Origin of the sequence: Nonomuraea sp. NPDC049129 (genome assembly GCF_040648495.1) — a bacterium.
Lineage (GTDB): Bacteria > Actinomycetota > Actinomycetes > Streptosporangiales > Streptosporangiaceae > Nonomuraea.
This window is the reverse complement of the sequence record NZ_JBEZDU010000027.1, coordinates 123,467-140,746: the sequence shown is the minus strand read 5'-3', so window position 1 is coordinate 140,746 and position 17,280 is coordinate 123,467. Positions and strand designations below refer to the sequence as shown.

Annotated in this window: 15 protein-coding genes; 5 read left to right on the top strand and 10 right to left on the bottom strand. The window is 70.3% G+C overall.

The annotated features are described in order from the left end of the window. Nucleotides 1-513: 513 nt before the first annotated feature. Nucleotides 514-1,689 (top strand): pyridoxal phosphate-dependent aminotransferase, encoded by a 1,176-nt coding sequence (locus AB0B64_RS49890; RefSeq protein ID WP_357958568.1) that lies wholly within the window; start codon nucleotides 514-516, stop codon nucleotides 1,687-1,689. Nucleotides 1,690-1,713: 24 nt separating this feature from the next. Here AB0B64_RS49890 and AB0B64_RS49885 read toward each other — a convergent pair whose 3' ends face one another. The 3 genes from AB0B64_RS49885 to fabG form a co-directional block, all read right to left on the bottom strand. Beyond that, nucleotides 1,714-4,668: a hypothetical protein gene (locus AB0B64_RS49885; protein WP_358195636.1), complete on the bottom strand. Its 2,955-nt coding sequence runs from the start codon at nucleotides 4,666-4,668 to the stop codon at nucleotides 1,714-1,716. A 167-nt stretch (nucleotides 4,669-4,835) separates the two neighbouring features. Then, nucleotides 4,836-5,600 carry an enoyl-ACP reductase FabI gene (gene fabI / locus AB0B64_RS49880; protein WP_357958563.1) on the bottom strand — a complete coding sequence of 255 codons (765 nt, stop codon included), beginning with the start codon at nucleotides 5,598-5,600 and terminating at the stop codon, nucleotides 4,836-4,838. 1 nt (nucleotide 5,601) lies between these two features. After that, a complete protein-coding gene (gene fabG / locus AB0B64_RS49875; RefSeq protein WP_357958560.1) occupies nucleotides 5,602-6,297 on the bottom strand; it encodes a 3-oxoacyl-ACP reductase FabG in 696 nt (231 codons plus the stop codon). A gap of 77 nt (nucleotides 6,298-6,374) precedes the next feature. On the opposite strand from fabG, the gene AB0B64_RS49870 reads away from it, so the two are divergent. Continuing rightward, a complete protein-coding gene (locus tag AB0B64_RS49870; RefSeq protein WP_357958557.1) occupies nucleotides 6,375-7,868 on the top strand; it encodes a TldD/PmbA family protein in 1,494 nt (497 codons plus the stop codon). Between the two features lie 59 nt (nucleotides 7,869-7,927). Next, nucleotides 7,928-9,283, top strand: a complete 1,356-nt coding sequence (locus AB0B64_RS49865) for a metallopeptidase TldD-related protein (protein ID WP_357958584.1) — start codon at nucleotides 7,928-7,930, stop codon at nucleotides 9,281-9,283. 84 nt (nucleotides 9,284-9,367) lie between these two features. On the opposite strand, the gene AB0B64_RS49860 is transcribed toward AB0B64_RS49865, so the two are convergent. Further along, the gene (locus AB0B64_RS49860; protein ID WP_225291326.1) at nucleotides 9,368-9,580 is read right to left on the bottom strand and encodes a dodecin; all 213 of its coding nucleotides are present in this window, start codon (nucleotides 9,578-9,580) and stop codon (nucleotides 9,368-9,370) included. A 97-nt stretch (nucleotides 9,581-9,677) separates the two neighbouring features. Here AB0B64_RS49860 and AB0B64_RS49855 point away from each other — a divergent pair, with 97 nt between their 5' ends. Beyond that, the gene (locus tag AB0B64_RS49855) at nucleotides 9,678-9,992 is read left to right on the top strand and encodes a DUF3099 domain-containing protein (RefSeq protein WP_357958553.1); all 315 of its coding nucleotides are present in this window, start codon (nucleotides 9,678-9,680) and stop codon (nucleotides 9,990-9,992) included. Nucleotides 9,993-10,306: 314 nt separating this feature from the next. On the opposite strand, the gene AB0B64_RS49850 is transcribed toward AB0B64_RS49855, so the two are convergent. From AB0B64_RS49850 to AB0B64_RS49840, 3 genes are all read right to left on the bottom strand, one after another. After that, nucleotides 10,307-11,170 (bottom strand): DUF6457 domain-containing protein, encoded by an 864-nt coding sequence (locus AB0B64_RS49850; RefSeq protein ID WP_358195609.1) that lies wholly within the window; start codon nucleotides 11,168-11,170, stop codon nucleotides 10,307-10,309. Between the two features lie 91 nt (nucleotides 11,171-11,261). After that, nucleotides 11,262-12,251: a GTP 3',8-cyclase MoaA gene (moaA, locus tag AB0B64_RS49845; protein ID WP_357958547.1), complete on the bottom strand. Its 990-nt coding sequence runs from the start codon at nucleotides 12,249-12,251 to the stop codon at nucleotides 11,262-11,264. Between the two features lie 108 nt (nucleotides 12,252-12,359). Then, nucleotides 12,360-13,127: a phosphotransferase gene (locus AB0B64_RS49840; RefSeq protein ID WP_357958544.1), complete on the bottom strand. Its 768-nt coding sequence runs from the start codon at nucleotides 13,125-13,127 to the stop codon at nucleotides 12,360-12,362. 138 nt (nucleotides 13,128-13,265) lie between these two features. On the opposite strand from AB0B64_RS49840, the gene AB0B64_RS49835 reads away from it, so the two are divergent. Then, the gene (locus tag AB0B64_RS49835) at nucleotides 13,266-13,535 is read left to right on the top strand and encodes an Atu4866 domain-containing protein (protein WP_358195595.1); all 270 of its coding nucleotides are present in this window, start codon (nucleotides 13,266-13,268) and stop codon (nucleotides 13,533-13,535) included. A 58-nt stretch (nucleotides 13,536-13,593) separates the two neighbouring features. Here AB0B64_RS49835 and AB0B64_RS49830 read toward each other — a convergent pair whose 3' ends face one another. From AB0B64_RS49830 to AB0B64_RS49820, 3 genes are all read right to left on the bottom strand, one after another. Continuing rightward, nucleotides 13,594-14,073, bottom strand: coding sequence for a hypothetical protein (locus AB0B64_RS49830; RefSeq protein ID WP_357958539.1), 480 nt, complete (start codon nucleotides 14,071-14,073; stop codon nucleotides 13,594-13,596). Between the two features lie 147 nt (nucleotides 14,074-14,220). Beyond that, nucleotides 14,221-15,294: a hypothetical protein gene (locus AB0B64_RS49825; protein WP_357958538.1), complete on the bottom strand. Its 1,074-nt coding sequence runs from the start codon at nucleotides 15,292-15,294 to the stop codon at nucleotides 14,221-14,223. 66 nt (nucleotides 15,295-15,360) lie between these two features. After that, the gene (locus AB0B64_RS49820) at nucleotides 15,361-17,196 is read right to left on the bottom strand and encodes an AMP-dependent synthetase/ligase (RefSeq protein ID WP_358195586.1); all 1,836 of its coding nucleotides are present in this window, start codon (nucleotides 17,194-17,196) and stop codon (nucleotides 15,361-15,363) included. Nucleotides 17,197-17,280 lie beyond the last annotated feature (84 nt).

Here is a 17,280-nt window from a genome sequence, read left to right as displayed (position 1 = left end):
TTCTGCGAGAGATCCACATGGTGACCCGCCGACCTTGCCCGATCATGATCAGCTTGTGGTGATCTGACACGCCGAGCGGGCAGGATAGCCCTCGTCCCCCTCACGGACTGACCACACCAGATCCGAAAGTCAACCCCCGAGAGACTTCCAGGCAAGGCCACTTAGCGCCCTGCTCAACAGGTCCGCCGCGTCCGCCCGTACAGCTGAGGCGGGTTCTCGGCCGGCTTGGGCGGGTTCTCGGCCGGCTTGGGCGGATCCTCGGACGCGATGCTGGAAGGCCAGGCGGGAGACGACGGTGGCCGCCTGGTTGCACAACAGCACTGCCGCCGTCAGGGCGTCGGCCTGGGCCGCAGTGGGCGTGAGCCGCGCCACCATTCAGATGAAGAGCGTCGTGGAGAACCGGCCCCTGCCCCTGTGAGCCGCCCGGCCGCGCAAACTACGCATAAGCTTCTCTTTCATGACTCTGAGTGCAGTAAGGGGCGAAACCGCGTGACCGGCGCTGTAGACCGTGGCGTGAGAATCTCGCGGCGCGCACAGGCTGTCGCGCCGTTCTTCGCGATGGAGTTCGGCAAGCACGCCGCGGCGCTGGAGTCCCAGGGGCATCACGTCATCAAGCTCAGCATCGGCGAACCGGACTTCGGCGCGCCCCCGGCCGTACTCGACGCGATGCGCGAGGCCATGGACGGCAGGCCGATGCCCTACACGGCGGCACTCGGGCTGCCCGAGCTGAGGCAGGCGATCGCCCGGTTCTACCGTAACGAGCACGGCGTCGAGGTCGACCCTTCCCGGGTCGTCGTGACCGCGGGAGCCTCGGCCGCCTTGGTGCTGGCCACCGCGGCACTCGTCGACACGGGCGACGAGGTGCTGATCGCGGACCCGTCGTACCCCTGCAACCGGCAGATCGTCGAAAGCTTCGGCGCCCGTGTCACGCTCGTCCCCGCCACCGCCGAGACCCGCTTCCAGCTGGACGCGGCATTGGTGAAGGAGAACTGGACGGACCGGACCCGAGGGATCATGATCGCCACCCCGTCGAATCCGACGGGCACCTCGGTTCCGGCCGGCGAACTGGCCGCGATCTGCGAACTCGCCCGCGAGCGTGACGCGTGGCGCCTGGTCGACGAGATCTACCTCAATCTGAGCGACCACGACGAGCGGGGCCGGCCACCGCGGAGCGTGCTGTCGTTCGATCCCGGCGCCATCGTCATCAACAGCTTCTCGAAGTACTTCGGGATGACCGGCTGGCGACTCGGCTGGTGCGTCGTCCCGGAGATCCTCGTGCCGGCGATGGAACGCCTGGCCCAGAACTACTTCCTCTGCGCCTCCGCGCCCGCCCAGCACGCCGCTCTGGCCTGCTTCACCCCCGAGTCCCTGGCGGTCTGCGAGGCACGCCGCGTCGAGTTCGCCGAGCGGCGCGCGCTCGTCCTCGACGGGCTGGCGCGGATCGGGCTGCCGGTTCCCGTCCCGCCCGACGGCGCGTTCTACGTGTACTTCGACGTCGGCCGCACCGGGCTCACCTCCTGGCAGTTCTGCGAGCGCGCGCTGCGGGAGGCGCACGTCGCTCTCACGCCGGGCAGGGACTTCGGCGTCCACACGGCGGAGACCCACGTCCGGCTCTCGTACGCGGCACCGGCGGACGATCTTCGCGAAGGGCTCACCCGGCTCGGGAAGTTCGTGTCCACCCTTCAGTGAGGCGCGCGGCCGGCGAGCGACGCGTCACAGGTTGAAGGTGATGTCGTCTTGGTCGTCATGTTGAGGCCGTAGCTGCCGTAGGGTGGCGCGGTTGTCGACGTACGCCTGGTGGAACAGTTCGGGGTCGTGGGCGGCCAGTTCCCGGTACAGGTCGACCGCTTCCTGTGCCACCCGCAGCCGCTCGCCGTACTCACCTACCCGGTCCAGCGCGGCCGACAGGTTGCCCAGGGCTTCGCCGAGGACACGGCGGTGGGCGGGGTTGCCGTCCACCAGCTCACGGCACAGGCCGACCTCTTCCCGTGCCACCTGCAGCTGCTCGCGATGCTCACCCACGTGGTGCAGCGCGAACGACAGGTTGGCCAGGGCATCGGCGAGGTCGGACCGGTAGGCGGCGTTGCCGTCCATCAGCTCACGGCACAGGCCGACCTCTTCCCGCGCCACCCGCAACTGCTCGTCGTGCTCACCCACCCGGTACAACGCGACCGACAGGTGGCCCAGGGCTCGGCGGAGGGCGGGCCGACGACCGGGGTTGCCGTCCGCCAGATCGCGGCACAGGCCGACCGCTTCCCGCGCTACCCGCAACTGCTCGTCGTGCTCACCCACCCGGTTCAGCGCGGTCGTGCATTCGATCAGGGCCTCGGCGAGGTCGAATCGGTGGGCGGCGTTGCCGTCCGCCAGATCGCGGCACAGGCCGACCACTTCCCGCGCCACCCGCAGCTGCTCGCGATGCTCACCCACCCGGTTCAGCGCGGCCGACAGGTGGATCAGGGCGTGGGCAAGGGTGGGCCGGAGGGCAGGGTCGCCGTCCGCCAGCTCACGGCACAGGCCGACCGCTTCCCGCGCCACCTCTAACTGCTCGCGATGCTCACCCGCCCAGTGCAACGCGACCGCGAGCCTGATCAGTGATCGGCCGAAACCGGGTCGGTGGGTGAGGTCGTCGTCCGTCAGCCCGCGCCGCAGGTCGACCTCTTCCCGCGCCACCTGTAGCTGCTCGCGAGGGTTACCCGCGTGGTGCAACGCGACCGACAGGTTGCCCAGGGCTCGGCCGAGGTCGCGCCGATAAGCGGGGTCGCCGTCCGCCAGCTCACGGCACAGATCGACCGCTTCCCGCGCCGCCGACAGCTGTTCGCGAGGCTCACCCGCCCCGTTCAGCGCGACCGACAGGTTGCCCAGAGCCTCGGCGAGGTCGAATCGGCGGGCGGGGGTGCCGTCCGCCAGCCCGCGCCGCAGGCCGGCCGCTTCCCGTGTCACCAGCACCTGCTCCCTGTGCTCACCCACCCTCTCCAGCGCGGCCGCGAGGTCGGTCAGGGCGTCGGCGAGTTCAGACGGGGTGCCGGTGACGCGGGTGTCATGCAGGCGGTGGCGGGCCAGCGTGAGGGCGCAGCGGGGCAAGGCGTACGCGGGGGTGAGCCGCAGCAGCCGGGTGGTGGTGTCGGTGTCGAGGTCGGCGGCGGCAAGAGCGGTGGCGGTGGTGTGGTCCAGCTCGCGACGGTTCGTGGCGGTGGTGAGGGCGGCGTAGATGGCGTGGCGGGCCAGCCGTACCGGGTCGCCGCCCAGCAGTTGCTCGAACAGCAGCCGGGCGGGTGGGTGATGTTCGCCGGCGCGGGCCAGCAGGGTCAGGATCCGGGCGGCCTGCTCCTCGGTCGGGTCGTTCAGCAGGTGGCGGGCGAAATGGCGGTCGCCCTCCGTACGGGTCAGGCTGGTGGTGATGAACCAGTCGGCCAGCAGGTTCGGGCCGATCCGCACTCCCGCCCCCGCGGCGGGCGGGTAGAGGGAGTGAGCCCAGCGGACCAGGTTGGTGACCCGTTCGGTGGGGGCGTCGGCCAGTTCCGGGACGCGCCTCAGCACCCCGATGGCCTCCGGCTCGTCGGCGGGGGCGAACAGGGCCAGGGCGGCGATGATCCGGGCCAGCAGCACGTCGGTGACCGGGCCGACCGCCCACCGGTCCAGTGCGGCGGTGCCGCGCCACCAGCGTGCCTCGTGCTCGAACAGCACCCCGGCGACCTCGTCCAGGGGCGCGGGTGAGCCGGTCGGCGCGGCTCGGCGTAACACCGTCACCATCGCCTGGGTCAGCACCTCGACCATGGTCTGGCCCTCCCGGACCGGCGCGATCGTGTCCGAGACCGGGGGCGCCGGCGTCGCCCGCGCGGCCGCGAACGCGCCTACGGCCTCGCCGTACCAGCGGATCAGGTCAGAGGTCTCCCCCAGCGGCAGCAGCGACATCACCGGGGCGTTCTTCACCGTCAGGGCGTGTTGTTCGGGGAGGTGAGCTTGTAGCGCCTGGCCGAGTTCGACGCCGTGCCGGGCGATCAGCACCACCCGCAGCCGGGCCCGCCCCTCGTAGCGCGCCAGTGCGCCCAGCAGGCTCGCCAGGTCGGTCCGGGTGTCGGCGTTGTCGACCAGGACCAGTACCCGAGAGTCGGCCACCGCCGCGGCCGCGTCGACCAGGTCGGCGGCCTTGCCCTCGCGCAGCCAGCCGGCCACCCACCCGTCCGCGACGACCTCCTGGGCGGCCCGTAACGCCAGCCGGGTCTTGCCGCACCCGCCCGGCCCGTCCACCACCAGCAGCCCCGGCATCGCCTCCTCCTGGCACCAGGCCCACAACCAGTCCCGCTCGCCGCGCCGCCCCCAGAACGGGGTGGGGCACGATTGCGGCAGCAGCAGCTCGAACACGCTGCGCTCTCCGCCGGCCGGGCCCTGCGGGTGGTGGATCAGCGGGTCCAGAGCCAAGCGCAGCGCCTCGATGGCCGCGGCGGCGCTCTCGGCTCGGGTCAGCACCACGCCGAAGTACGATCCGCTGGCACCGGCCAACGCGGCCGCCACGACCGCGATCAGCGCCCGCCCCACCAGCGGCCACTCCCCCGGCACCACCAAGGGCAGCACCCCGGCACCGATGCTGGCCACCGCGCCCAGCACCCACGGGTTCTTCAGCCGGCTGAGCGTCTTCAGCCTTGCCGGGTTCTTGAGCCCACGCCCCATCACACCAGCATCCGCGCTCGCCTGCCCTCTATGCCAGGGCCTCACCAAGACGAGCCTCAGCAAAATAAGCCTCAGCGAAATAAGCCTCAGCGAAATAAGCCTCAGCGAAATAAGAAGGGCGACGCCTGTGCGGCGTCGCCCAACGTACTGGCCCGTTCAGCCTGGTATCACGCGCCGATCGCGTGGGCGCCGCCGTCCACGTGGACGATCTCGCCCGTGGTGGCGGGGAACCAGTCGGACATCAGCGCCACGCACGCCTTGGCGGCGGGAACAGTGTCGGACAGGTCCCAGCCCAGCGGGGCGCGCTCCGGCCAGCTTTCCTCGAACTCCTTGAAGCCCGGGATCGACTTGGCCGCCATCGTGCGCAGCGGCCCGGCGGCGACGAGGTTGACGCGGATGTTCTGCTTGGCCAGGTCGCGGGCGAGATAGCGGTTGCACGACTCCAGGCCCGCCTTGGCGACGCCCATCCAGTCGTAGACCGGCCACGCCTTGCTCGCGTCGAAGTCGAGGCCGACGACCGCGCCGCCCTCCTTCATCAGCGGCAGGCAGGCCACGGCCAGCGACTTGTAGGAGTAGGTCGAGATGTGCAGGGCCGTGGCGACGTCTTCCCAGGTGGTGTTGAGGAAGTTGCCGCCGAGGGCGCTCTGCGGGGCGAAGCCGATGGAGTGGACGACGCCGTCGAGGCCGTCGACGTGCTCGCCGACCCGGTCGGCCAGCGTGTCGAGGTGCTCGGTGTTCTGGACGTCGAGCTCGATCACCGGCGGCGTCTCGGGCAGCCGCTTGGCGATGCGCTCGACCAGGCTCAACCGGCCGAACCCGGTGAGCACCACAGTGGCGCCCTCCTCCTGGGCCAGCTTGGCCACCGAGAACGCGATCGACGCGTCGGTGAGCACGCCGGTCACCAGGATCCGCTTGCCTTGGAGAATTCCCACGTCAGTGCCCCATTCCGAGTCCGCCGTCGACCGGGATCACGGCCCCGGTGATGTAAGAGGCGTCGTCACTGGCCAGGAAGCGGACGACGCGCGCGACCTCGCTCGGCGACGCCTGGCGCCCGAGCGGGATGTTCTTGGTGATGGCCTCGACGTCGAGGTCGGCCGTCATGTCGGTGGCGACGAAGCCGGGCGAGACCACGTTGACGGTGATGCCGCGCGAACCGTACTCGCGCGCCATGGACCGGCCGAAGCCGATGAGGCCCGCCTTGGAGGCGGCGTAGTTGGTCTGGCCCGCCGAGCCGGACAGGGCGACGACGGAGGAGACGAGGATGACCCGGCCGCGCTTGAGCTTCATCATGGGCCTGATGGCCCGCTTGGCCACGCGGTAGGCGCCGGTCAGGTTGGCGTCGATGACGTCGGTGAAGGTCTCCTCCTTCATCATCGCCAGCAGCGTGTCCTTGGTGACGCCGGCGTTGGCGACCAGCACCTCGACCGGCCCCTGCTCGGCCTCGACCTTGTCGAAGGCGGCTTCCACGTCGGACATGCTGGTCACGTCGCACTTGACGCCGAACAGCCCCTCCGGCGGCTCTCCCGATCGATAGGTGACCGCGACGGCGTCGCCAGCCGCGGCTAGTTCACGGGCGATCGCGAGGCCGATGCCGCGATTGCCTCCGGTGACGAGTACAGAGCGTGCCATGACACCTGACGCTATCTCCTACCGGCGGGTATCCACTTGTCCGGGGGATACAAGATCGCAGGGTTAGGATCGTGGACATGCGCCAGATCGATTCCGATTTCCTGGAGCTGCCGATGCGGCAGCTGGCGGACGCCGCCCTGCAACGCGCTCGTGACCTGGGCGCCGAGCATGCCGACTTCCGGTTGGAACGCGTGAGAGCCGAGTCGCTCAGCCTCTACGACGCCCGGCTCGAAGGAGCCATGGACGCCGACGACCTCGGCTACGCGGTCCGCGTCGTCAAGGGCGGCACGTGGGGCTTCGCCGCAGGCATCCATCTCACGCCCGAGGCGGCCGCGAAGGTGGCCGAGCAGGCCATCCGGGTGGCCGAGGTGAGCGCCCCGATCAACCGGGAGCCCATCGAGCTGGCCCCCGAGCCGGTCCACTCCGAGGTGGTGTGGGTCTCCGCCTACGACGTCGACCCGTTCGAGGTGCCGTCGGCGGAGAAGGTGGCGCTGCTGGCCGACTGGTCGGCCGGGCTGCTCAAGGGCGCCGACCACGTCTCGGCCCGGCTGCTGCAGGTCAAGGAGCAGAAGTTCTACGCCGACACGGCGGGCACGGTCACCACGCAGCAGCGCGTACGGGTGCATCCCAAGCTCAACGCGATGAAGGCGGCCAACGGCGGATTCGACGACATGTCGACGATCGCGCCTCCGGTCGGCCGCGGCTACGAATACCTGACGGGCACCGGCTGGGACTGGGCCGATGAGCTGGCCCAGCTGCCCGGGCTGCTGGCGGAGAAGCTGGCCGCGCCCTCGGTGGAGGCGGGCGACCACGACCTGGTGATCGACCCGTCCAACCTGTGGCTGACCATCCACGAGTCGATCGGGCACGCCACCGAGCTCGACCGGGCGCTCGGCTACGAGGCCGCCTACGCGGGCACCAGCTTCGCCACCTTCGACCAGCTCAACGAGCTCGTCTACGGCTCGCCGGTGATGAACGTGACCGGCGACAGGACCGTCACCCACGGCCTGGCCACGATCGGCTTCGACGACGAGGGCGTGCAGGGGCAGAGCTTCGACATCGTCAGGGACGGCATCCTGGTCGGCTACCAGCTCGACCGGCGGATGGCGCTGATGAAGGGGTTCGGGCGGTCCAACGGGTGCGCGTTCGCCGACTCGCCGGGGCACATGCCGATCCAGCGGATGGCCAACGTCTCGCTGGCCGCCGCGCCTGACGGGCCGTCGACCGAGGAGCTCATCTCGCGGGTCGAGCGGGGCCTCTACATCGTCGGCGACAAGAGCTGGTCGATCGACATGCAGCGGTACAACTTCCAGTTCACCGGGCAGCGGGCCTATCGGATCTCGCACGGCCGGCTGGCCGGGCAGGTGCGCGACTTCGCCTACCAGGCGACCACGACGGACTTCTGGCAGTCGATGGAGGCCGTCGGCGGGCCGCAGACGTACGTGCTGGGCGGCGCCTTCAACTGCGGCAAGGGCCAGCCGGGCCAGGTCGCGCCGGTCAGCCATGGCTGCCCGTCCGGCCTGTTCAGGGGCGTACGGATCCTCAACACCGTGCAGGAGGGTGGAAAGTGAGCGAGCAGCGATCCGGGGCGGGCCATACCGGTCTGCCCGTTCAGATCTCTCCGCAGGACATGGTGGAGAAGGCTCTGGAGCTGTCCACCAACGATGGCTGCGTCGTGCTCGTGGACGAGGGGTCCACGGCCAACCTGCGGTTCGCGGGCAACACGCTCACGACCAACGGCGTGGCCCGCTCCGCCCGGCTGACCGTGATCTCGATCGCCGGCCAGGGCGTGGGCGTGGTCTCCCGTGCCGCCGTACGACCGGATCAGCTCGCCGACGTGGTGGCCGCGGCCGACCGGGCGGCGCGCGAGGCGCAGCCGGCCGAGGACGCGCGGCCGCTGGTCGAGGGCCTGCCGGCGAGCGCCTCGTGGGCCGAGCCGGTGACCCCGACCGACATCGGGGTGTTCGAACGGTTCGCGCCCGCGCTCGGCGACGCGTTCGCCGCCGCGGAGGCGGGCGGCAGGAGGCTGTACGGCTTCGCGGAGCACTCACTGACCTCGACGTTCCTCGGCACCTCCAGCGGGCTGCGGCTGCGCCACGACCAGCCGTCCGGGCGGCTGGAGCTCAACGCCAAGTCGGCCGACCTGAAGCGCTCGGCATGGACGGGCGTGAGCACCCGCGACTTCTCCGACGTGGACGTGGCGGCGCTCGACGCGTCGCTGGCGCAGCGGCTGGAGTGGGCCAAGACCCGGGTGGACCTGCCCGCGGGCCGCTACGAGACGCTGCTGCCGCCGAGCGCGGTGGCCGACCTGATGGTCTACGCGTACTGGTCCGCGGGCGCCAGGGACGCGCTGGACGGCCGCTCGGTGTTCGCCAAGCCGGGTGGCGGCACCCGGGTCGGCGAGCGACTGGCCACGCTGCCGGTGACGCTCGCCAGCGATCCGGCCGCACCGGGCATCGAGTGCGCGCCGTTCGTGGTCGCCCACGCCTCCAGCCGCGAGAGCTCGATCTTCGACAACGGCCTGCCGCTGTCGGCGACCGACTGGGTGCGGGACGGGCAGCTCACGGCACTGCGGCAGACGCGCCTCTCGGCCGAGCTCAGCGGGCTGCCGGTCACGCCCTCGATCGACAACCTGATCGTGCGGGCCCCCGGCGACGGGCGCTCGCTGACGGAGATGATCGCCGACACCGAGCGCGGCCTGCTGCTCACGTGCCTGTGGTACATCCGCGAGGTCGATCCGCAGACGCTGCTGGTGACCGGGCTCACCCGTGACGGGGTCTACCTGGTCGAGCACGGCGAGGTCGTGGGCGAGGTGAACAACTTCCGCTTCAACGAGAGCCCGGTCGACCTGCTGGGGCGGGTCTCGGAGGTGGGTGCCAGCGAGCAGACGCTGCCGCGCGAGTGGGGCGACTACTTCAGCCGTACCGTGATGCCCGCCATCAGGGTGCCGGACTTCAACATGTCCACGGTCAGCCAGGCGAGCTGACCCTTTCGCCGTAGCACTGGCTCATGAGCGCGTCCAGGTCACCTGGGCGCGCTCATGGCCGTTTCAGCGCTCTGCTCGGGGCCGTCAGGCGTCCTCGAGGCGGAAGCCCACCTTCATGCCGACCTGGAAGTGCGCCACCTCGCCCGCGTCGATGTGCCCGCGTACCTCTGTCACCTCGAACCAGTCGAGGTGCCGCAGCGTCTCCGACGCGCGTCTGATCCCGTTGCGGATGGCCTGGTCGATGCTCTCACCCGACGTGCCGACGATCTCGGTCACCCGGTACGTACGATCCGTCATCTCCACACTCCTTACTCGAAGGCCATGATCGCATGACCGCTGCCGCCGCCCCTGGTCGCTGTCGCGGGCGGCGCACCCGGGGTCTACCGTGGATGTCATGAAGGGGTGGCGCAAGAAGCAGGACGTCCACCAGGTCACGGACGCGAAACCGTCGCTGAGCTCGGACATCCACCGGCGGGAGATCAGCTACCTCATCAAGATGGGGATCCGCACGCTGTGCCTGATCCTGGCCGTGGTCGTCCCGGTGCCCGTGCCGTACCGGCTGCTGTTCATCGCCGCGGCCGTCTTTTTGCCATACATAGCCGTAATCGGGGCCAATGAGAGGGGCAGGGATGCCCCTCCCCCTACCTTTCACACACCGGAAGCTAACCAAAGCGAGATACCAAGGCATCGACGCGAGATCGGGTCGTGACTAAGTCTTGACGCATCCCATGGGTTGTAGGTGTACGCTTTAGGCAAGCGCTCCGGTCCCCCGTCGGAGTGCTGGTGCCGGCGTTCCGGGCCCCCGTCGGAACGCCGATGAAGCGACGCCGGGTGGTTTGCCCCCGTAACCACCCGGCGTCGCCCTTTTCCTGGGGAAACTCTCACTCGGACGATCAGTCCAATGCCCCGGAACCCGGTTGGGTAGGGCCGCTTTCCCAAAATCGTTTACGCTCTCTGCCGCTCATTATTCGCAGAAAATTGGCAACTTTGAGCATGGCTTGACACCAACAGTTCGTTGGGGTGTCAACTCTCGGTCAGCGTCTCGGTCGTGGCCGCGCCCCAGTTCTTGGCGAGCGCGGTAATCCGGGCGACGGCGTCCTCGGGCGCGGTGCCGGCGCCCTCGGCGAGCCCCAGCAGATAGGCGGTCAGCGGCGCGGCGGGCCTGGCGACGCCGTGCGCCACCTCCTTGGTCAGGTCCAGGATCAGGTCCCGGTCGACGCGGGCCGGGTCGATGCCCAGCTCCTCGCAGGCCAGGGCGGTCCACTCGTTCAGCACGTTCATGCGAGCCTCCTCTAGATCGTCCATTGTGTCGCAGTCGAACCACGCCCGGCCGGACAGCGCGACGCGCGCGCGGATGAGCGGGCCGAGCAGCCCTTTCAGTGAGCGCCCGGTGTAGCCGTCCAGCGCTCGACGCAGTGTTTCGGCAGGCCACAGGCTCAGCAACCACTGCTCCCGCCCGCCGTCGTCCAGCGCCACCACCCCGCCACCGACGCTCCCGACGTCCAGGCCACTGACGGCGGCCGCGCCTTCGCCGCTGGTGCCCGCCGCGCGAGCCGAGGCACGGAACAGTTCGGCGACGTGTCCGGCTCTGAGGTACGGGAGATCTCCGGCGAGCAGCACCACCCGTGGCGCCGTGACCTCGCGCAGCCCGGCCCGCAACGCCGGAACGGGCCCGCCGCCCGGCGGATCCTCCCGCGCGAAGAACACCCCTGGCAGCGGGCGTTCGGGGCCGACCACGATCACCCTGCGGGCTCCGGCGGCCGCCAGGACGACGCTCTCGATCATCGCCCGCGCCCCGACACTCAGGCCGGGCTTGTCCACGCCGCCCAGCCGCCGCGCCTGTCCCCCGGCCAGGATGACCGCGTCGTACTCTCCGCCGATCGTCACGCCCCCACGGTACGCACCCCGGCCACGGCTCTCGGCCGGCGGGGCAGCGCCCGCACCGCGTACGGATACGGGCAATGCACGGCTAAGAGGGTTAGCCGCCGATCGCCGACATCGGGCGGGACGGCTGGAGGAAGGACGGGTCGTCGATGCCGTGCCCGGCGCGCTTGCGCGATACGGCGGCGATCCAGCGAGCGGCGAGTTCCTCGTCGGAGGCGCCGGCCCGCAGGGGCGTCTTCAGGTCGGACTCCTCGGTGGCGAACAGGCAGTTGCGGATCTGGCCGTCGGCGGTCAGCCGTACGCGGTCGCAGGCGCCGCAGAACGGGCGCGTCACCGACCCGATCACGCCCACCCGGGCGGGGCCGCCGTCCACCAGGAAGCGCTCGGCCGGGGCGCTGCCGCGATCCTCGAGATCGTCGGCCGTGAGGTCGAACGAGGCCGACAGCATCGCGAGGATCTCGTCGGCGGTCACCATGTTCTCGCGGCTCCAGCCGTGCTGGGCGTCGAGCGGCATCTGCTCGATGAAGCGTAGTTCGTAGCCCTGTTCGAGGCAGTAGCGCAGCAGCGGCACGGCCTCGTGGTCGTTGATGTCGCGCATCAGGACCGTGTTGACCTTGACGGGACGCAGGCCCGCCTCGTGGGCGGCGCTGAGCCCGGCGATGACGTCGTCGAACCTGTCGCGGTGCGCGAGCCGCTTGAAGGTGTCGCGGTCGAGGGTGTCGAGGGAGACGTTCACCCGGTCGAGGCCCGCTTCGACGAGCACTCCGGCCAGCCGGGCCAGCCCGATGCCGTTGGTCGTCAGCGACACCTGCGGCCTGGGTTCGAGCGCCACGGTGCGGCCGACGATGTCGGGCAGCTCGCGGCGCAGCAGCGGCTCGCCGCCGGTGTAGCGGACCTCGGTGATCCCCAGCCGCTCGACGCCGATCGTGACCAGCCTGACGATCTCGTCGGCCGTGAGGAGCTGGGCGTTGGGCAGCCAGTCGAGCCCTTCGGGCGGCATGCAGTAGGTGCAGCGCAGGTTGCACTTGTCCGTGAGGGACACCCGCAGATCCGTCGCCACCCGTCCGAACGAGTCTCGCAACATGGCGTCACCTCCAATCCGTCGCCAGAGCCCAGCCTATGCCGGTCTTCCAGCCGCTCCCAAACCCGACAACTCACCGGACGACAACGCGGTTCGCGATCAGGTGATTCCTCACTGAGCGTTCCGGAACTCGGCGGCGTGGCGGGTGATGTGTTCGATGTCCGTCAGGTAGAGGTCGGCGTGCCCGTCGGCCAGGTGGGCGGCGAACGCCTCGTTGCCGGCCGCCGCCTGCCGCCGCATGTGATCCACCATCGCCCGCAGCCGTTCGGCCGCCATTTCGGGCAGCGCCGTACGCTCGGCGCCGGAAAGGCCATAGGCGTCGGCGAGCAGCCGGAGCCGCCTGGCCTGCTCGGTCACCGGCGTCACGGCCTCGCCGTTGCCGACGGCCGTGAGTGGGACGAACCGGTAGGCGGCGTAGGCGACGTCCCACAGGCGCGGCCCGGGATGGGCGGTGTCGAAGTCGATGAGCGCCACCGGCAGGCCGTCGCGGTAGACGCAGTTGTAGGGCGCGATGTCGCTGTGGCAGACGACCTCGGCCGGCTCGCGCGCCGGGAAGTACCACTCGGCGTCCGGTGCCGCGAAGCCGGTGGTGGCGTCGTGATAGGCCCGCATGAGTACGGCCAGAGCCTCCAGCGCGGCGTCGCTCCAGGCGTAGGCGGGCACCGGGTAGTGCGCCACGTCGCCCGGGACGAAGTCGAGGATCTCCCGGCCGGCCTCGTCCAGCCCGTACGCGCGGGGCGCCCCGTCGAACCCGGCGGCGGCCAGGTGATCCAGCAGACGGTGTACGGCCGGCGTCCAGGGACCGGTCGGCCGCCGGACGGTGTTCCCGACCCGGACGACCGTGTTGACCCCGCCACCCGCCAACGGCTCTTCGATCATCCGCGGGACTCTACGCCATCACCGGTTGAGCCATGCGCCTGCCTGGGTGGCGCGCACCTAGGAACAGCGCTGCCTGTCAGCGGACAGAGACGGGCGGAAGACTGACAAAGGAACAGAGAACCGACGAGGGGGGATCCGATGTCCGACGTGAACGTGGTCGGCATGTGGGTGACGGCCGACGGCCACATCCGGCAGGAGCTTCTGCCGGACGGGCGCTACGACGAGGCCCGCGGCGACCGGCGCAGCGCCTACACCGGCCGCTACACCGTGACGGGCGCCCATCTGGACTATGTGGACGACACCGGGTTCACCGCGACAGGCGACATCCGCGACGGCGTCCTCTACCACGAGCACCTGGTGCTCTACCGGAAGGAGCCACATTCCGGAAAAAGCGCTCCGAAAGCCTAAAGACCAGAAATGCCCGGCCCCCGTAACGGGGACCGGGCATTTCTCAAGCCGCGTGCGGTCAGTAACGGCGGCCGACGACCTTCACCCAGTCGGTGGCCTGCGAGCCGTCGAGCCACTCGGCGCCCTCGAAGACCGCCTTCCAGGTGCCCGAGGTGTAGGCCGGGACGCGGGTGGAGAAGTAGCCGTCACGGCTGGTCCGGACCGACTGCACGTACTCCCACCGGCCGCTGCCGTCGGCCTTGAAGAGGATCGAGATCCGCTTCCAGCCGAGGCGGTGCCACGACTCCGACTCCTTGCAGTAGTCGGCGTGGTGGACGGACACGAAGCCGCTGATGTAGTCCTCTTCGCACTGCACCGACAGCTTGCCCTCGAGGTTGAGGGGCTTGCCGCGCCAGGCTGGTTCGGGGTTGGCGTCGAACTGCAGGGCGGTGTGACCACCGTCGGGCTCGGGATCCGCCAGCGCCGGAGTGGCGGCGGTCGCCACGACCGTGGCGCCCAGAGCAGCCGCAGCCAGTCCGGCGGCGAGACGTCGCATCATGAATGAACTTCCTTCCCCGTGTGGAGAACGCGCCCCAAGGACAGGGCACGTCAACACCATTGACGCGGTTGGGAAAGGAAAAGTTGCGAAAGCCCCGATAACCATCTTGCAACGACAATTCACCCGACGGGCTTTATGGCACCGTTTTTAGGTGTTTATCCCGCTTTCATGGATTTTCGAGACCTTTGGGGCGTAATGGTCGGTTCCCAGGTAGCGGGCTCGCCAGTAGCCGCCGGGGCGTCCCCGCACCGTCCTGCCGAAGTCGCCCGTCTCGCCGGTGGTCGCGATCGCCACCCGCTCCCAGGTGTCCTCGGCCTCCGCGCGCCACAGGATCTCCACCTGCTGGTCGGCGAACGGTGCGTAGTCCTCGTAGCCGCGCGGGTCCACCCTGGTCAGGGAGCCGCGCAGCCGTACGGAGTCGGCTCCGCCCGCCTTCTCCGCCCGTACGGACGACATCTTGGTCTCCCGCTTGAGCTGGAACGTCTGGTTGCGCGTCACGCTCTGCCCGTCGTCACCCGTCGCGGTGGCGGTGATCGTCCAGGTGCCCGACGGGTAGAAGCGGGTGAGGACCTTGTCGGGCATGAACCGCCAGGTCTGCCAGCCGTCCAGCATCCGCATCCCGACCGGCACCGTCCGCCACTCCGGCATGAACGGCAGCGCGGGCTCCACGGTGATGGGCCGCGGCTGTGGCCGCCTGGCCGACGCCCAGATGTCCGGGCCGAACCAGGCCGGCCACCCCTCCCCGACCGGCCGCGCCCCGCTGTCCACGGCCTGGGCGGGATCCACGACGGCCGCTCCGCCCGGAGCGGTGACGCGCAAGGCGCCTCGGTGCCCGACGAGTCCCGGGCGCGGAGCCGCCGTACCACGCCGGGCCGCCCCTGTCGGACCGGGCGCGAGCACCCCGGTGCCCGTGGAGGGGGCGGGAGGCGTACCGGGGACCGATGGTACGGCGCCGACGGGTGATCCGCCGGTGATGGGCGTCTGGCCCGTGGCGCCGGGCGTGGAGCCGGGCTCCACCTTGATGGTCACCCCGTCCCTGCCCTTCACCCCCTTGGCGACCACGTCGATCACCAGGCGGACGGTGTTCCCGGCTCCGACGACGGGGCTTGCGGGCCTGATGTTGATCTCACGAATGGCGAGCTCGGTCGCTGCGGAGGACGCCGGTATGGGCACCGCGAGGGCCCCCGCCGCGAGCGAGACGAGAAGAAGACTTCTGGTCATGATCGAGACGCTAGGAAGCACCCGGTAATGACCAGGACCACGACGCACGCCCCGAACGGCAAAGGATCAGCCGGAGTACAGGCCCTCGATGACGTCGGCGTACTTGGCGTGGATGACCCGCCTCTTGAGCTTCAGGCTGGGCGTCAGCTCCTTGGTCTCGGCCGTCCACTCGGTGCCGAGCAGCGCCCACCGCTTGACCTGCTGCACCCTGGCCAGCTTGGCGTTGGCCACCACGACGGCGGCCTCCACCTCCTTGAGCACGGCGGGGTGCTCGGCCAGTTCGGCGAGCGAGCCGAAGGTGATGCCGCGCGCCTGAGCCCAGCCGGGCGCCACCTCGGCGTCGAGCGTCAGCACGGCCACCGGGTAGGCCCGGTTGTCGCCATAGGCGAGGGCCTGGCCGATGAGGGGGTGCTCCTTGAGGTGGTTCTCGATCTCGGCCGGGGAGATGTTCTCGCCGCCGGCGGTGATGATCAGCTCCTTCTTGCGGTCGACGACCCGGTAGAAGCCGTCGTCGTCGACCGAGCCGATGTCGCCGGTGTGCAGCCAGCCGTCGTCGTCGATCAGCTGGGCGGTGTCCTCGGGACGGTTGTGGTAGCCGCGGGTGTTGAGGGGGCTCCGGGTGAGGATCTCGCCGTCCTCGGCGATGCGGACCTCGACGCCCGGCTCCGCCCGACCGACGGTGCCCAGGCGGTAGCAGGAGGGGCTGTTGCCGGTGAAGGCGCCGGTCGTCTCCGTCATGCCGTACACGTCGATGACCTTGAGCCCGAGACCGGCGTAGAAGCGCTGCACCTCGGCGGGGAGCGGCGCGGCGCCCGTGGCGGTCCACCCGGCGCGGTCGAAGCCGATCATGCCGCGGATGACGGACAGCAGCGAGGAGTCGGCCTGCTCGTAGGCGGCGGTGATCTCGGGGGTGAGCGTGCCGCCGTACTGGCCTGCCTCGACATAGGCGACGCCGGCGGCCATGGCCCGGCGTACGGCGTCCTGCTGCTCGTCGGTCTGGGTGGCGAGGACCGCCAGCAGGCGGGCCATCATCTTCTCCCACACGCGGGGCACGCCGAAGAACATCATCGGCTTGACCTGCCCGAGCGCGGCTCCGAGGTTGGCCAGGTCGGTGCAGAAGTGCACGTGGGAGACCTTCACCAGGGGCAGGTAGAGGCTGAGCACCCGCTCGGCGATGTGCGCGTAGGTGAGATAGGAGATCTGCGTGCCCTTGATGGGCAGCGAGGTGATGCGGTCGGTCGACTCGACCTCGTAGAAGACGTTCGCGTGGGTGAGGGGGACGCCCTTGGGCCGGCCGGTGGTGCCCGAGGTGTAGAGCACGGTGACCACGTCGTCCGCCGTCACGGCGCGCCAGCGGGCCTCGACCTCTTCCGGACGCGCGGCCAGCGCGGCGCGGCCCAGCTCCAGGAAGTCCGTCCAGGACAGGAACCGGTCGTCGTCGGGCGCGCCCTCCAGCATGATGATCTTGCGGAGTCCCGTCAGCCGGTCGAGCACCGGCTGCCAGCGGGTCAGCTCGGCGGGGCCGCCGAGCACCGCGATCCGGGCGCTCACGTCGGCGGCGACGAACGCGATCTGGTCGGGCGCGAAGGTCGAGTAGACGGTGCAGCCGACGCCGCCCGCGTGCACCGCGCCGAGGTCGGCGAGCACGTGCTCGCTCCTGTTGACCATCATCAGCGCGACGGATTCGCCGGGTTCGAGGCCGAGCGCGGCGTATCCGGCCGCTATCTCGAGCACCCGCTGCCTGGCCTCGCCGTAACTCAGCGTGTTCCAGCCGCCGTCGACGGGGTCGGAATAGGCGGGCGCGTCAGGGTAACGCTCGGCCAGCTCGCTGAGCTGCCCGCATACCGTACGGCCGGCGATTAAACGGTCGATCTCCGCCCGGACTTCGAGGACATCTGCCATGGCACCCGCCTCCAGTCAGTAATCACTTGCTCAGCTGGGATGCATCGCACCACACCGCCGGGGTAGCGGCAAGACCTCGGCATC

Coding starts and splice junctions, on each gene's coding strand:
- moaA (WP_357958547.1), bottom strand. CDS start 12,251: ATGTTGCGAGACTCGTTCGGACGGGTGGCGACGGATCTGCGGGTGTCC.
- AB0B64_RS49865 (WP_357958584.1), top strand. CDS start 7,928: ATGGTGGAGAAGGCTCTGGAGCTGTCCACCAACGATGGCTGCGTCGTG.
- AB0B64_RS49825 (WP_357958538.1), bottom strand. CDS start 15,294: ATGACCAGAAGTCTTCTTCTCGTCTCGCTCGCGGCGGGGGCCCTCGCG.
- AB0B64_RS49835 (WP_358195595.1), top strand. CDS start 13,266: ATGTCCGACGTGAACGTGGTCGGCATGTGGGTGACGGCCGACGGCCAC.
- AB0B64_RS49860 (WP_225291326.1), bottom strand. CDS start 9,580: ATGACGGATCGTACGTACCGGGTGACCGAGATCGTCGGCACGTCGGGT.
- AB0B64_RS49830 (WP_357958539.1), bottom strand. CDS start 14,073: ATGATGCGACGTCTCGCCGCCGGACTGGCTGCGGCTGCTCTGGGCGCC.
- AB0B64_RS49820 (WP_358195586.1), bottom strand. CDS start 17,196: ATGGCAGATGTCCTCGAAGTCCGGGCGGAGATCGACCGTTTAATCGCC.
- AB0B64_RS49855 (WP_357958553.1), top strand. CDS start 9,678: ATGAAGGGGTGGCGCAAGAAGCAGGACGTCCACCAGGTCACGGACGCG.
- fabG (WP_357958560.1), bottom strand. CDS start 6,297: ATGGCACGCTCTGTACTCGTCACCGGAGGCAATCGCGGCATCGGCCTC.
- AB0B64_RS49885 (WP_358195636.1), bottom strand. CDS start 4,668: ATGGGGCGTGGGCTCAAGAACCCGGCAAGGCTGAAGACGCTCAGCCGG.
- AB0B64_RS49870 (WP_357958557.1), top strand. CDS start 6,375: ATGCGCCAGATCGATTCCGATTTCCTGGAGCTGCCGATGCGGCAGCTG.
- AB0B64_RS49840 (WP_357958544.1), bottom strand. CDS start 13,127: ATGATCGAAGAGCCGTTGGCGGGTGGCGGGGTCAACACGGTCGTCCGG.